Consider the following 13,390-nt stretch of genomic DNA (forward strand, 5'->3'; position numbering starts at 1 on the left):
CATGTTCATTATGTTTGATATCCGTTCATTCAATCAGCAACTGGATTTCAATCAACCTATGACTTGCCCTCATTGCGGTCATTTCGGTCGTTACGAAGTTTTTGTCACAGGCAGTAGATTCCGGTTGTTTTTCGTTCCTCTATTTACCTTTGGAAAAAAATACTTGGCCCATACGACTTGCTGTGATTCTTGGTATGAGTTAGACAAGCAAACAGGAAAAGCGATCCAGAAGAAACAATCGGTGCATATCGAGGAAAGCGATTTAACGCAAATGTTGTCAAAAGGAACCTATACTTCAAAATGCCCTAATTGCGGACATCCAAATTCTCAAGAAACCAATTTTTGCCCGAATTGCGGTCAGCCGTTATCTTGATACTAAAAAAGTCGCATCAGCTCATGGAGCCTGATACGACTTTTTTTATTGACTGAAAGTCTTTTTCTAACGTACTTTTACTTTCTGTGCACTTATTAAGCAGTGAATATATATTTAAGCAAACAGCATTTTTTAATCCTTATTTCGATAGAATCTTTTTAATTTTTGTACGTCAATTTCATCGATGAAATTTAAGCCAATCACTTCCAAAGCATCACCAGTTTTTATAAACAGATTGATGTGTCCAATTTGTTTAGGGAACAGCCATCTCGTTGTTTGTTCAGAAAAGGATTGGACTTTTTGACGTTCGACAAAGGTTTGAACTTTTGAGAACCATTCTATGTTTTGGATACATATTCGATGAGCGGTCTGAATCTGATAACCTTGGTGTTGTTCTTCAAGCCAAGAATTCAGCAGCAATATGAACATCACTGCTACAGCCGCTAATGCCAGCCAATAATTCAGAAATGCCAATCCTGCAGCGATCGGAATAAAGAGCAATTTCCATTTCCAGAAGTACCACAATTTTTTACGGGATACGAACTTTATTTCAGGACGAGTGAAGTTCCATTCCGGCAGTAATTCCGACAATGTCTCATAGAGCTGATGGTCAGAAATGATCGGCAAGATATAAAGCTTTTTGACGATTCCGCTTTCCCCTTCTGCTTCTTGCCCGCCTGCCAAAAGCAACTCAACAGTAGAGATCCCTAGTAATTTTCGAACCGGTTGCTGCCTGATCTTCAGACCTTGGATTTTTTCTACAGGAATCTTTTGGATTTTGCGTTCGAACAATCCACTTTCAATCGTTAACGTCTGATTTGTACGATTGACTTGAAAGTTATAGTACTGGATAAATGTCCTTAGAAGAGATAACAGCATGACGAAAACCAAACTAACGAATAAAATCGATAATGACGCCAACCATCCTGCTCGCAGCAAGCTTTCTGCCATTGAGGTAGTGGTAGTTATCCAATTTTCCGGAATAAATTCAGAAATGAAGATAATAACAGCGATCAATGTGGCCATGATACTCAAATCTGTCAGGGCAAATAAGACAATCTGACTGTTGGTGACTGTGTAGTCTGCAGAGCTTGATTCTTTTTGCATCTCCAGACCTGCTGAATGAATTTCACTTTCCGGCTGGTCTCCTTGGCGATACTTTTCAATCCATTCCCATACCTCAATGTTTACTGCAGGCATAGAGGCTTCTGCTTGCGTGCTTTCTCCCCCGGCAGTTTCGATCAAGAGCTGGATCACACCAAATGGTTTGAAGAAAAACCATTGGCGTTGCTTAATTGTTTGGATGCGTTCATAAGGAATGTCAGTTTCTCTCTTGCGAAAAACACCTCGGTAGAGGATGATTTTTTCAGAAGAAATCTGGTAAGTTTGAGAAAAATATTTCCACAGAGCTTGAATCAGCGACAATAAAACTATCGCAGACAAAGCGATCAATCCAAAAAGGGTCATCAATTCTCCATTGAAAACTAATAAAAGAACTGCAAATGACCAACTCTTCAATCCCTTAAATAAATAAATGAACACCGCCAAGGGATGAAATCTTTTCCGCTCAGACATCCTCTTTCGCCACCTTTACCAATTCAATGATTTGTTGGCGCAATTGAACGGCTTCTTCTACGTCTAATCCCGATATATGGTGACTTGAGGCTGCTGTATGTATGACGATCTCCATTAATTTTTCTTTGCGTAAAAAGGGTCCTTGCTCTGTTTCGATATGTTGGATCCGGTTGATGGGTACATGAGTAATAGTTCTGAAAATGTAACCATCTTGAAAAGATAAATCTTCAGGCGTGATTTCATATCGATGGAATTGGTACCGATAAGGAATCAACAGCATCGCAATAATCGACCAGATAAGAACAACGGCAAAGTAAATCCCCATGCTCCACACCCATACTCCTTCTAACACATCCAGCCAATTTAGAAAAGCCGTCACCCCGATTCCGATGATCAAAAAAATTCCTGTTGTCACCAGATTGCTTTTCTTCCACACTTTTTTGATTCGCTCGGGCATTTGTTTTGGTAATAATGGATAGTCCATTCTATTCCTCCTCTATAATTTTTTCTTCTTTTATTCTTTCTAGAAAGTCCTGCTTGCTGTAAGTTTTTATCACAGTGATTTTGACAGCCGGATCATGTCGCGGCACAGAATCCCATTTTCCATCAATTCTCCTTCATAATGCTCCGTGAAAAAGTCTCTGTCCACACTTGTGATCCTGAAGCCGCGTTTTTGATAAAACGCCAACTGTGCAATACTGGAATTCCCTGTTCCAACTTCTATCGTTTGAAAACCTTGGTCTTTCGTTTTTTCCAAAGCATGACTGATCAATTGTTTTCCGATCCCTTTACTTTGAAAATCTTCTCGTACGACTATATTTACCAGCTCAACCGTTTCAGGTCTAGTTGGCAGTAAGACATATGTACCGATAACTTGATTCTGGTTTTCCATCACAAAGCACTCCGCTCTTTTTAAATAAGCTTCAATGATTTTTTTGAGAAGGATCTGCCAGCAACAATAAATCCATGGGCGGCGCTTCATCTGGTTGCAATTTTCTGATCATCTAATTTGCTCCTTAACTTATTTTAAAGGATCTTGATTCATTATAACTGAAAGAACCTGTCCGCAGAACTGCAGACAGGTTTTTTTGTTAAATAAATTTCAATACAAAATACGCTACAAAAACCCCAGATAAAACATACATGATTTTAAAAATAGCGGCATGTTTTCCTGAACATACTTTAAGGAATGTATAGAAAGTAAAGCACCGACAATGACAAGCAGCGCAGAAATGACCGCCATCGGAATCAAAACGATCGAAACAATCACTCCGAAAATAATCATCAGCAAGAAATTCACAAAAAAGACAGCTGTGCCAACAAAAATCGGCACAGCTGTCTTTTTTACTTCATCATTGATCTATTGACTATTTTTTAATTGGGACAAATGGAATTCCAAGTGTTCTTCAATAAATGTCGCGATCGTGTAATAACTGTGGTCATGCCCTTTTTGCATACGAACGGTTAACGGATAATCTTTCTCATCTGCCACTGTTGCAATTTTAGAGGGTTGTAATTGCTTTTCATAAAAAGAATCGGCATCTCCTTGGTCGATCAGGACAGGGATTTCTTTCCCAGCATGATGCTTCAACAATTCCGTTGCATCCCATTCTTTCCATGTTTCTTGATCGTCGCCAAGATACTCAGTGAAGGCTTTTACTCCCCAAGGCACTTCGATCGGGTTAACGATCGGCGCAAATGCAGAAATCGAACGGAAACGATCAGCGTTACGCAATCCGATTACTAAAGCGCCATGGCCGCCCATTGAATGACCTGAAATAAATTCTGGACCGTTCAATTGGAAGTGGTCATGAGCAATAGCGGATAACTCTTTAGTGATGTAATCATACATTTGATAATGAGGTGCCCATGGTTTTTCCGTCGCGTTGAGGTAAAATCCGGCTCCCTGGCCTAAATCCCAATCCTCTGAATCAGCTATCTCTTCACCGCGAGGGCTGGTGTCCGGCATGATCATAGCCACTCCTAAACGAGCAGCTGCTTTTTGTGCCCCAGCTTTATGCGTAAAGTTATCATCGGTACACGTTAATCCAGACAACCACCAAAATAAAGGCGGGTTGGAGAACGTTTCTTTATTCGGCAAAAACAAACTGAACGTCATCAGACAACCTAAAACGGTCGAATCGTGACGGTATTTGTACTGTGTACCACCAAAAACAACGTGCTCTTCAAGTAATTCTAATTGAGACATCCATATCCTCCTCATGTGAAATTAAATTGGACAATAATCAGTAAGAAAGTACCGTACGAATTGATTTTCCTTCGTGCAGCAAGTCAAATGCTTCGTTGATTTGTTCAAATGGCAATGTGTGTGTGATGAACGGGTCAAGTTGAATCTCGCCAGTCATCGCTTTTTCTACCATACCTGGTAATTCAGTACGTCCTTTGACTCCGCCAAATGCTGAACCGCGCCAAACGCGACCAGTAACCAATTGGAATGGGCGTGTGCTGATTTCTTCTCCAGCTCCGGCAACACCGATAACGACACTTTCTCCCCATCCTTTATGACAGCATTCTAAAGCTGAACGCATGACGTCTACATTTCCGATACACTCAAAACTGTATTCTACGCCGCCATTTGTCAACTCGACAATGACTTCTTGGATCGGACGGTCGTATTCTTTAGGGTTTAAGAAATCTGTGGCGCCCATTTCTTTCGCCAATGCAAATTTGTCAGGATTCATATCGATCGCAATGATGCGTCCTGCTTTTGCTTGGACTGCTCCTTGAATGACTGCTAATCCAATCGCACCTAACCCAAAAACAGCGATCGTGTCGCCTTCAGCAACTTTCGCTGCGTTGCTGACAGCACCGATTCCTGTCGTCACTCCGCAACCTAGTAAACAAACCTTTTCTAAAGGAGCTTCTTGGTTGACCTTCGCTACTGATATTTCAGAAAGCACCGTATATTCACTAAATGTACTAGTTCCCATATAGTGGTAAATCGGCTCTCCTTTGTAAGAAAAACGAGTCGTTCCGTCCGGCATCAACCCTTTACCTTGTGTTTCGCGAATCGCTTGGCACAAGTTCGTTTTGCCTGATGTACAATACTCGCATTTGCCGCATTCTGGTGTGTATAACGGAATAACGTGATCGCCTGGTTGAACCGAAGTAACTCCTTCTCCGATTTCGACAACGATACCGCCGCCTTCATGTCCCAATATTGCTGGGAAAACACCTTCTGGATCTGTCCCGGATAACGTATACGCATCCGTATGGCACACAGCTGTATCTGTGATTTTTACTAATACTTCCCCTTTTTTAGGTCCGTCTACATCGATCTCTACGATTTCAAGGGGTTGACCTGGTCCAAATGCAACTGCTGCGCGTGATTTCATGTTGTTGAGCTCCTTTGATCTTATCAAATTAATCCAAAATAGAGGGACTTATACACCCTTACATACCTTGTTTCCCCCTATAAATGTATCTTACTCAAATCATAACATGATTATCTTTTTGCTACAACTTGCTTCGTTCGTATCTGCACCGACTTGCAGTCGGTGCAGTTATCCTATAGCTGTGATGATCCGATATCTCAAGTAAGTGGTAGCTGAATCTACTTTGCAAAAATATGGTTTCCCTTGATGTTCAAACCGCAATATTCATCACCACGAGTCACGAACATAACCCCATAAAGCTAGGAGCAATTCAGGCCATACTCACACTGAGCAAGCGTTTTTGATGGAACAGTCAAGATGATTATGGGATGATACACATAAATATTATTTGACAGAACAAGGAGAAAACGATCATGAAGAATAAGAAAGAGGAATATCGTATCTTAGCAACTAATATCATTCAACTAGTTGGGGGTGAAAAAAATATCGATAATGTCATCCATTGTGTAACACGCCTTCGCTTTTATTTGAGAGATGACACCAAGCCTAACGAAGAAGAACTAAATGAATTAAAAGGCGTCATGGGCGTGGTGAAAGCAGGCGGCCAATACCAAGTAGTGGTCGGTCAAGCTGTCGAGGACATCCATAAAGAAATCCTCTTACAACTAGGCATCTCTGACGACCAACCACAACACACAGCATCTACAACTGGTCTGTCTGAAAACAGCACGGCTTTTGAAAAACTCAAACACAGTGGAAACCAGCTGATCGGTGTTATAACGGGTTCAGTGATGCCGATCATCAATATTCTAGCTGCTTCCGGTATCATCAAAAGTCTTTTGGCTGTATTGACTGCCTCAAATCTGGTGTCCGAAACAAGTAGTGCTTATTTGATTATTAGCGCCATGGCTGATGCAGTTTTTTACTTTTTGCCTATAATGATCGGGTTTAACGCTGCTAAACGCTTAGGCGGAAATCCTCTGTTAACAGCAGTAATTGGCGGTGTTATCATTCACCCCACTGTTCTTGAAGCAGCAAACAACGGCTTGAACATTTTATCTATCGGTGCATTTGATTTCCCTTATGTTGCTTACACGTATTCCATTTTTCCGATGATCGTAGCTGCCTGGTTAGTAAAGAGATTAGAAACTTGGCTGAAAAATTGGGTCCCTACATATATCCAAGCGATTTTTGTTCCAATCGTTACCATTGGAGTTGTAGTTTCGATCACCTTTTTGATTACCGGCCCCGTCATTACTTGGCTCTCTTTTGGTCTAGCAAATGGCCTACAATCCTTGCTCAGCTTGAATGCACCTATTTTCGGAGCTGTTATTAACGGTTTTTACCAATTGCTGGTTATTTTCGGTTTGCATTGGGGTATCATCCCTATCTACGTCAACGACTTCGCAACTCTAGGGCATAGTTATTTGTCAGCGATAGTGAGCGTAACAATCGTTGCACAAGGCGGTGCAGCTCTGGCAGTAGCGGTAAAGTCAAAAAAACAAGATGTAAAAGAATTGGGTTATGCAGGAGCGGTCTCCGCTTTTTGTGGCATTACTGAACCGGCGATTTATGGAATCAACTTACGGTTCCGCAGGCCTTTTGTATGTGCAAGCATCGCTAGTGCTGTCGGTGGATTCCTTACTGGAGTGTTCAACGTAAATATGTGGAGTATTATCGGATCCATCATCGGGCTGCCTTCATTTATCGATCCTGAGAACGGCATAACAGCTAACTTTTGGTACGCCATCCTGGTAACAGCTGTAACGTTATTTGTATCATTTGCCCTTACCTATGTTTGGGGATACAAAGATACAATGAAAATGCATGAAAAGCGCAGCAAACCTAAAAACCCAGCAAAAGAAAGACTAGCTTAACGTTCAACAGATCTGTAACCCTTATAAATACAAATAAACCTCCCTATCACATTCAACAGGGAGGTTTATTTACGTTTTACTAAATGAAATCAAGTATTTTGGATTAAAGGACATTATTTCCAAGGAATTCTTTTATATTCTATAGTTACTTCAGCGGCTGAATTGCACAGGTTCCTCAAATCCATCTACCAAAGTCCAAGTCTCGCTCAGCTTAGTTTCTGCAATTTTTTCACCGCGTCTGTAAGAATAGCGGACCGGTACTTGTCGGCGGATAGCTTCGTATTCATTCTCAGCTGGCAGCACAATAAAATCAGCCGGCTTCCCTTCTTCAATACCATAACGTTCTTCAATGTGCAGCGTTTTAGCGCTGTTGATCGTGATCAGATCCATAGCATTCATGATCTCTTCGTAGCCTGTCAACTGAGTGGCGTGCAGTCCCATCAGCAGAACCTGCAGCATATTTCCTGTTCCCAGAGGGTACCACGGATCATAAATATCGTCATGCCCGAAACAAACGGTTAAATCGGCTTCCAGCAATTCTTTCACACGTGTTAGTCCTCGACGTTTCGGATAAGTATCAAACCGCCCTTGCAAATGCATATTGACCAACGGATTGGATACAAAACGAATATCAGATAATTTCAGTAAACGGAATAATTTAGACGTATACGCATTGTTGTACGATCCCATTGCTGTGGTATGACTGGCTGTTGTTCGCGAACCCATCCCTCTTTCGTAAGCTTCTTTTGCCACTATTTCGACAAAACGCGATTGTTCGTCATCGATCTCATCACAGTGGATATCCACGAGGCGATCATATTTTTCTGCCAGATCAAAAGCAATCTTAAGTGATTCTACACCGTATTCTCTCGTGAATTCATAATGCGGGATGCCGCCTACTACATCAGCTCCCATTTTCAAGGCTTCTTCCAGCAGTTCTTTTCCATTTGGATAAGATAAGATGCCTTCTTGCGGAAAAGCAACAAGTTGAATGTCGACATACGGCGACAACTCTTCTTTCACTTCCAGCATGGCTTTTAAGGCTGTCAAATGAGGATCTGTCACGTCCACATGTGTACGCACATATTGTATTCCTTGAGCTATCTGCCATTGCAGGGCTTTTTTTGCACGCGTCTTAACATCTTCATGCGTTAGAGAAGTTTTGCGTTCAGACCAACGTTGAATACCTTCAAACAATGTCCCGCTTTGATTCCATTCCGGCTCGCCTGCTGTCAAAGTTGTGTCTAAATGAATATGCGGCTCAATAAATGGCGGAAGCACCAACGAACCGTTGACATCCAACTCATCCGCTGTTTTTCCTGCAATTTCTGCTTGTGGTTCAATACCGGTAAACATTCCATCTTCTATCGTAATTTGCCAAAGACCTTTTTTTCCTCTTAATGCTGCGTTTTGAATCATCATTTATTCTGCACTCTCCTTAATTATTTTTTCAACTGTTAGTGCTGATTTAGGTTTCGGCAGTTTCATCAACCCTGTATAAACTACCGCTGTTCCGACTAGTGCATTGAGTGGAGAGATCCCTGGTGCAAATTGAGCTAAAGCTACACCTATAACCCAAGCTAAAAGAGCTGTCCAGTTGATTGGTACAAAAGTTGCTTCTTCAAACTTAGTATAGTTGCAGCGTTTTACAAAAAAGTAATCTGCAATAATGATTGCTCCAATTGAAGGGATAGCAGCACTCAGCAAGTTTAAAAATCCGACGAAGTTATTGTACATCCACATAGCCAAGACGGTTCCTACGATCCCGTTCACTAAAACCCAGAATTTCTTAGAGCTTTTCGTAATATTGGCAAATCCTAATCCAGAAGCGTAAAGCGCATTATCATTGGTTGTCCAGATATTCAACGCCAGTACCAAGATTGCCGGTATGGTCAGTCCTTGCAAAAATAGAACTTCTGAGATATCTGAAAGTCCGTAAACCATTGCCCCCACTGCTCCAAATAAGAACATCAGCGAGTTGCCTAAGAAGAAAGCTGTGGAAGTAGCCCCGATAGCAGAACGCGATGTTTTTGCAAAGCGGGCAAAGTCAGCTGTCAATGTCCCGCCGCTGATAAATGATCCAATACAGATCGTCAAAGCAGCTGACATGGTGAGGCTTGCTTGCGGTTCATACTCAAAGAGAGCCGATAAACCACCCATGAATCGGGTTGCTTCGAAAGCGGAATAACTTCCTAAAATCGCAACTAAAGGAACGGCTATAAAACTTAAGATCACCAGCGATTTCATTCCGTAAAGAGAAGCCAATGTGATCATGGTCCCAAAGACAAAAATCAGTAAATAACTGTTCCAGCCCATTTCTCTTGCGATCGGAACGGCGAACATTGCCACACCGACCCCGAACCAACCGACCTGAGTAAAGCCCAATAAGAAAGATGGCAAATGCGAACCTTTTTCACCAAACGAGTACTTAGCCAACAAGTGAGTAGATAAACCAGTTTTAGCTGCGATATGCGCCAATGCACCTGTATACATACAGAGTGCCAAATTTCCCAGCAAAATGACGAGCAAAAATTGTGACAACGTCAAACTCAATCCCAATTGACCTCCTGCTAACATACTGGCTGAGAAAAAGGTAAACCCTAGCATTACCGCCATTGTTTTTGCAAAAGAATTACGGCTCGATTGCGGTACCGTTTGTAATGAAAACTCTGTGTCGATTTTCTTCATTTTGTTTCCTCCCATTTCTATGGGTACCGAAAAGCATAAAAAAGAGGCTGATCATCAGATTTCACCTGACAATCAGCCTCTTTTTAAATATAGGAAAATATGGCATGTACATTTGTACACACTACTCCCGTATTCTTTTCCGCTTCCTTGTCAGTCTCTCTGAACTGATTTAAAGGTACCTGTTATTTGATTACACTTATTATTCCAGAAAAGGTTTTCTCTGTCAATCAAAAAAAATGACCCGACTTTATTCTCCTTTCACTAGATAATCTTCAGCGATCGCCAAAAAGGCTCTCCCTGCTCGCAGCATAGCCGTTTCATCAATGTTAAAGCGAGGATGATGATGTGGATAGGTTGCTTCCAATTCTTCATTGCCACCGCCGACATTGAAAAAGGTTCCTGGTTTCACTTTTAAGAAATAACCGAAATCTTCGCCACCCATAGTAGGTTCGCGTTCGATCACTTCACTTTCACCAAATTTCCCTTTCATGACCTCTACAAAACGAGCCGTTTCTTTAGGATGATTATAGACGGAATCATATCCCTTCGTGTAGATACATTCGGATGTTCCGTGGTACATAGCAGTGATGTTATCAGCCATTACTTTCATTTCTTGTTGAATGAGATCCCTTGTTTCCTCCTGATAAGTACGCACTGTTCCTTTAATCACTGCAGTATCCGCAATGATATTATTTGCTTCCCCGCCTGCATGGACTGCTGCGACAGTGACTACGGCTGGATGAAGAGGATTGATGACACGACTCACCAATGTTTGCAAAGCTTCTACGATTTTAGTGGCAATAATGACCGAATCGACCGTATCATGCGGATAAGCTCCATGACCACCTTTTCCTTGAATACGGATCTCGAAGAAATCTGCGGCTGCCATGGCATATCCATTCACGTAAGCAATTTTCCCTGCCGGAACTGACGACTGTACGTGTTGACCGAATACATAATCTACACCTTCCATCGCCCCAGCTTCCACCATGCTCTTTGCTCCACCTGGCAGCACTTCTTCGGCATTTTGGTGCAACAATACAATATCTCCATACAAATCTTCTTTATGATTGTTTAATACTTTAGCCACACTGAGTAAGGTCGCTGTATGTGAATCGTGTCCACAAGCATGCATCACACCTGGATTTTGAGATTTGTACGCAACCTCATTTTCTTCTTGGATACGCAGTGCGTCAAAATCAGCACGAAAAGCGAGAGTCGGTCCAGGTTGAGCACCTTTTATTTTTGCAACGATTCCATATCCGTTTCCAACATTTTCTTTAATATCCGTTATACCATAGAATTTCAGTTGTTCCACGATAAATGCTGCCGTTTCTTTTTCTTCAAATGATGCTTCAGGATGTTGATGCAGGTAACGTCTCATTTTCACAGTTTCTTGATAATTGTTCTCCAATTCTTTTTCCCATACAGTATATTGTGTTTTCTCTTTCACGGTGCTGTTTTCCATATCATCCCTGCTTTCAATTCATTTTTATTAGACTGCTAAGGCCTTGAGCGTCAACTTTTCATATTTTTTCTTCAGGAAAGGAACTTCTTCTTTCTTACAGTAAACAAAATGTTCTGGAGCGATTTCGTAAAGCCCTACTCCCGTGTCGTCTTCATAATGGTGAAAATTTTCATCATAGCTGATCCGTTTACGCTGACGTTCTACTTCTGGATCCGGCATCGGAACAGCTGATAATAGGGACTCTGTATAAGGATGCAGCGGAAAATTATATAAGTCATTTGAAGGCGCAACTTCTAATAAACGACCGCCATTCATGACACCGATGCGGTCACTAATGTACTTCACCATCGATAGATCATGAGCAATAAATAAACAGGTAAAATTGCGTTCTTCTTTGAGCTTCTTAAGAAGATTGACGATCTGTGCTTGAATCGACACATCTAAAGCCGAGATCGCTTCATCGGCAATGATAAAAGAAGGATCAACAGCCAATGCACGAGCGATTCCAACACGCTGACACTGTCCACCTGAAAACTCCCGTGGATAGCGGGTGGCATATTCCGGACTGAGGCCAACCAGATTTAACAGTTCATAGACTTGAGCTTGTTTCTCTTTTTGATTCCTTGCTAGACCATGAACTTCCAATCCTCCTCCGATAATTTCCATCACGGTTTTTCGCGGGTTTAAGGATGCATAAGGATCTTGGAACACCATTTGCATGGATTTGCGGAAAGCACGGATGTCTTCTCGCTTCTTCAAACGACCGATCTCCTTGCCGCCGAAATGAATTTCACCGGATACAGCATCTTGGAGTTTTGCAATCAATTTTCCAGTTGTGGATTTTCCAGAGCCCGATTCGCCAACGAGACCAAATGTTTCTCCTTCATAGATATAGAAAGAAAGATCGTTGACGGCCCGAACTTCTGAAGGTCTCCCTGAATTAAAAACCTGATTCAGATGACTGATCTCCAATGCTTTTTCTCTCGATTGTGCGTTCATACATGTTCCCTCCTCATCAGTTTTTGATCAAACAGTTCTCTGCGTCGCTGAATTTCAGCAGGCGGAGTCACTTTTGGCGCATCTGCATGCAGGAGCCAAGTTGCAGCGAAGTGAGTTTTAGATACGGGAAACACTTCAGGTTCTTTTTTAAAATCGATCTCCAATGCATAAGCATTACGTGGGGCAAATGCATCTCCCACTGGTGGACGAAGCAAGTTAGGAGGGCTCCCCGGAATCGTATAAAGACCATGTTCGAGGTTTTCCAAGGTCGGCATCGAAGCCAGAAGTCCCCATGTATATGGATGCTGTGGATTGTAAAATAATTCATCCACTGTTCCCCATTCCACAAGTTTGCCAGCATACATTACGGCTACACGATCTGCCATGTTCGCCACCACACCCAAATCATGAGTGATAAAAATGATAGAAGTATTGATTTTTTCCTTCAATTCATTCATTAATTCTAGAATTTGTGCTTGAATAGTTACATCCAACGCTGTTGTAGGTTCATCTGCAATCAAAATCTTGGGCTTGCAAGCAAGTGCGATGGCAATCATGACTCTTTGCCGCATCCCACCAGAGAATTGATGAGGATAGTGATTCATTCGGCTCTTTGTGTTCTTTACACCCACCATCCCCAACATCTCTTCCGCTTGCTTCAACGCTTCATCCAAACTAACTCCTTGGTGCTGAATAATAGACTCTGCGATTTGCTTGCCTACTGTCATTGTGGGGTTCAATGAAGTCATCGGATCTTGGAAGATAGCCGCGATTTCTTTCCCCCTCACTCCCTGCATCTCATCTTCACTCAGTTTCAACAAATCTTGTCCATAATAGAGGATCTCGCCACCCTTGATAAGCGTATTTTTCTTACCCAGCAGTCCCATAACTGCTTGAGTGGAGACTGATTTACCTGAACCCGATTCTCCCACAATAGCCAGCGTTTCACCTTCATACAAATCAAAGTTTACTCCTCTGACAGCATGTACTTCGCCGGCATAAGTCTGGAAAGAAATCTCTAGATTTTTGACTTCCAATATTTTTTTCCGCATGA

The 13,390-nt window shown here is 41.9% G+C and carries 13 protein-coding genes; 3 read left to right on the forward strand and 10 right to left on the reverse strand.

Going from position 1 to position 13,390, the window contains the following annotated elements; translation table 11 throughout:
* Window position 1: 1 nt before the first annotated feature.
* The gene (locus tag BM137_RS08620) at window positions 2-373 is read left to right on the forward strand and encodes a zinc ribbon domain-containing protein (RefSeq protein WP_092480764.1); all 372 of its coding nucleotides are present in this window, start codon (window positions 2-4) and stop codon (window positions 371-373) included.
* A gap of 132 nt (window positions 374-505) precedes the next feature.
* Here BM137_RS08620 and BM137_RS08625 read toward each other — a convergent pair whose 3' ends face one another.
* The 3 genes from BM137_RS08625 to BM137_RS08635 form a co-directional block, all read right to left on the reverse strand.
* Window positions 506-1,948 (reverse strand): PH domain-containing protein, encoded by a 1,443-nt coding sequence (locus tag BM137_RS08625; RefSeq protein ID WP_092480765.1) that lies wholly within the window; start codon window positions 1,946-1,948, stop codon window positions 506-508.
* Entirely contained in the window at window positions 1,941-2,432 is a 492-nt protein-coding gene (locus BM137_RS08630; protein ID WP_092480766.1) for a PH domain-containing protein, read from the reverse strand. Before BM137_RS08630 ends, BM137_RS08625 begins: the two co-directional genes overlap by 8 nt.
* 69 nt (window positions 2,433-2,501) lie before the next feature.
* The gene (locus BM137_RS08635) at window positions 2,502-2,840 is read right to left on the reverse strand and encodes a GNAT family N-acetyltransferase (protein ID WP_244887679.1); all 339 of its coding nucleotides are present in this window, start codon (window positions 2,838-2,840) and stop codon (window positions 2,502-2,504) included.
* Between the two features lie 322 nt (window positions 2,841-3,162).
* On the opposite strand from BM137_RS08635, the gene BM137_RS11290 reads away from it, so the two are divergent.
* Window positions 3,163-3,315, forward strand: coding sequence for a hypothetical protein (locus BM137_RS11290; RefSeq protein WP_177192543.1), 153 nt, complete (start codon window positions 3,163-3,165; stop codon window positions 3,313-3,315).
* On the opposite strand, the gene fghA is transcribed toward BM137_RS11290, so the two are convergent.
* On the reverse strand, window positions 3,309-4,157 hold the full coding sequence (gene fghA, locus BM137_RS08640; protein WP_092480767.1) for an S-formylglutathione hydrolase: 849 nt from the start codon (window positions 4,155-4,157) through the stop codon (window positions 3,309-3,311). The two genes, BM137_RS11290 and fghA, sit on opposite strands and share 7 nt — an antisense overlap.
* Window positions 4,158-4,194: 37 nt before the next feature.
* A complete protein-coding gene (locus BM137_RS08645; RefSeq protein ID WP_092480768.1) occupies window positions 4,195-5,304 on the reverse strand; it encodes an S-(hydroxymethyl)glutathione dehydrogenase/class III alcohol dehydrogenase in 1,110 nt (369 codons plus the stop codon).
* 413 nt (window positions 5,305-5,717) lie between these two features.
* On the opposite strand from BM137_RS08645, the gene BM137_RS08650 reads away from it, so the two are divergent.
* Window positions 5,718-7,181 (forward strand): PTS transporter subunit EIIC, encoded by a 1,464-nt coding sequence (locus BM137_RS08650; protein ID WP_092480769.1) that lies wholly within the window; start codon window positions 5,718-5,720, stop codon window positions 7,179-7,181.
* Between the two features lie 150 nt (window positions 7,182-7,331).
* On the opposite strand, the gene BM137_RS08655 is transcribed toward BM137_RS08650, so the two are convergent.
* From BM137_RS08655 to BM137_RS08675, 5 genes are all read right to left on the reverse strand, one after another.
* Window positions 7,332-8,603, reverse strand: a complete 1,272-nt coding sequence (locus BM137_RS08655; protein WP_092480770.1) for a cytosine deaminase — start codon at window positions 8,601-8,603, stop codon at window positions 7,332-7,334.
* The gene (gene codB / locus BM137_RS08660) at window positions 8,604-9,869 is read right to left on the reverse strand and encodes a cytosine permease (protein ID WP_092480771.1); all 1,266 of its coding nucleotides are present in this window, start codon (window positions 9,867-9,869) and stop codon (window positions 8,604-8,606) included.
* A gap of 247 nt (window positions 9,870-10,116) precedes the next feature.
* Window positions 10,117-11,337 (reverse strand): M20 metallopeptidase family protein, encoded by a 1,221-nt coding sequence (locus BM137_RS08665; protein WP_092480772.1) that lies wholly within the window; start codon window positions 11,335-11,337, stop codon window positions 10,117-10,119.
* Between the two features lie 27 nt (window positions 11,338-11,364).
* Entirely contained in the window at window positions 11,365-12,336 is a 972-nt protein-coding gene (locus BM137_RS08670) for an ABC transporter ATP-binding protein (protein ID WP_092480773.1), read from the reverse strand.
* A complete protein-coding gene (locus BM137_RS08675; RefSeq protein ID WP_092480774.1) occupies window positions 12,333-13,388 on the reverse strand; it encodes an ABC transporter ATP-binding protein in 1,056 nt (351 codons plus the stop codon). Before BM137_RS08675 ends, BM137_RS08670 begins: the two co-directional genes overlap by 4 nt.
* Window positions 13,389-13,390 lie beyond the last annotated feature (2 nt).

The sequence above is a fragment of the Desemzia incerta genome, assembly GCF_900115825.1.
GTDB classification, from domain to species: domain Bacteria; phylum Bacillota; class Bacilli; order Lactobacillales; family Carnobacteriaceae; genus Desemzia; species Desemzia incerta.

Coding starts and splice junctions, on each gene's coding strand:
- BM137_RS08620 (WP_092480764.1), top strand. CDS start 2: ATGTTCATTATGTTTGATATCCGTTCATTCAATCAGCAACTGGATTTC.
- BM137_RS11290 (WP_177192543.1), top strand. CDS start 3,163: ATGACAAGCAGCGCAGAAATGACCGCCATCGGAATCAAAACGATCGAA.
- BM137_RS08665 (WP_092480772.1), bottom strand. CDS start 11,337: ATGGAAAACAGCACCGTGAAAGAGAAAACACAATATACTGTATGGGAA.
- BM137_RS08635 (WP_244887679.1), bottom strand. CDS start 2,840: ATGGAAAACCAGAATCAAGTTATCGGTACATATGTCTTACTGCCAACT.
- BM137_RS08625 (WP_092480765.1), bottom strand. CDS start 1,948: ATGTCTGAGCGGAAAAGATTTCATCCCTTGGCGGTGTTCATTTATTTA.
- BM137_RS08655 (WP_092480770.1), bottom strand. CDS start 8,603: ATGATGATTCAAAACGCAGCATTAAGAGGAAAAAAAGGTCTTTGGCAA.
- BM137_RS08670 (WP_092480773.1), bottom strand. CDS start 12,336: ATGAACGCACAATCGAGAGAAAAAGCATTGGAGATCAGTCATCTGAAT.
- BM137_RS08650 (WP_092480769.1), top strand. CDS start 5,718: ATGAAGAATAAGAAAGAGGAATATCGTATCTTAGCAACTAATATCATT.
- codB (WP_092480771.1), bottom strand. CDS start 9,869: ATGAAGAAAATCGACACAGAGTTTTCATTACAAACGGTACCGCAATCG.
- BM137_RS08630 (WP_092480766.1), bottom strand. CDS start 2,432: ATGGACTATCCATTATTACCAAAACAAATGCCCGAGCGAATCAAAAAA.
- BM137_RS08645 (WP_092480768.1), bottom strand. CDS start 5,304: ATGAAATCACGCGCAGCAGTTGCATTTGGACCAGGTCAACCCCTTGAA.
- BM137_RS08675 (WP_092480774.1), bottom strand. CDS start 13,388: ATGCGGAAAAAAATATTGGAAGTCAAAAATCTAGAGATTTCTTTCCAG.
- fghA (WP_092480767.1), bottom strand. CDS start 4,157: ATGTCTCAATTAGAATTACTTGAAGAGCACGTTGTTTTTGGTGGTACA.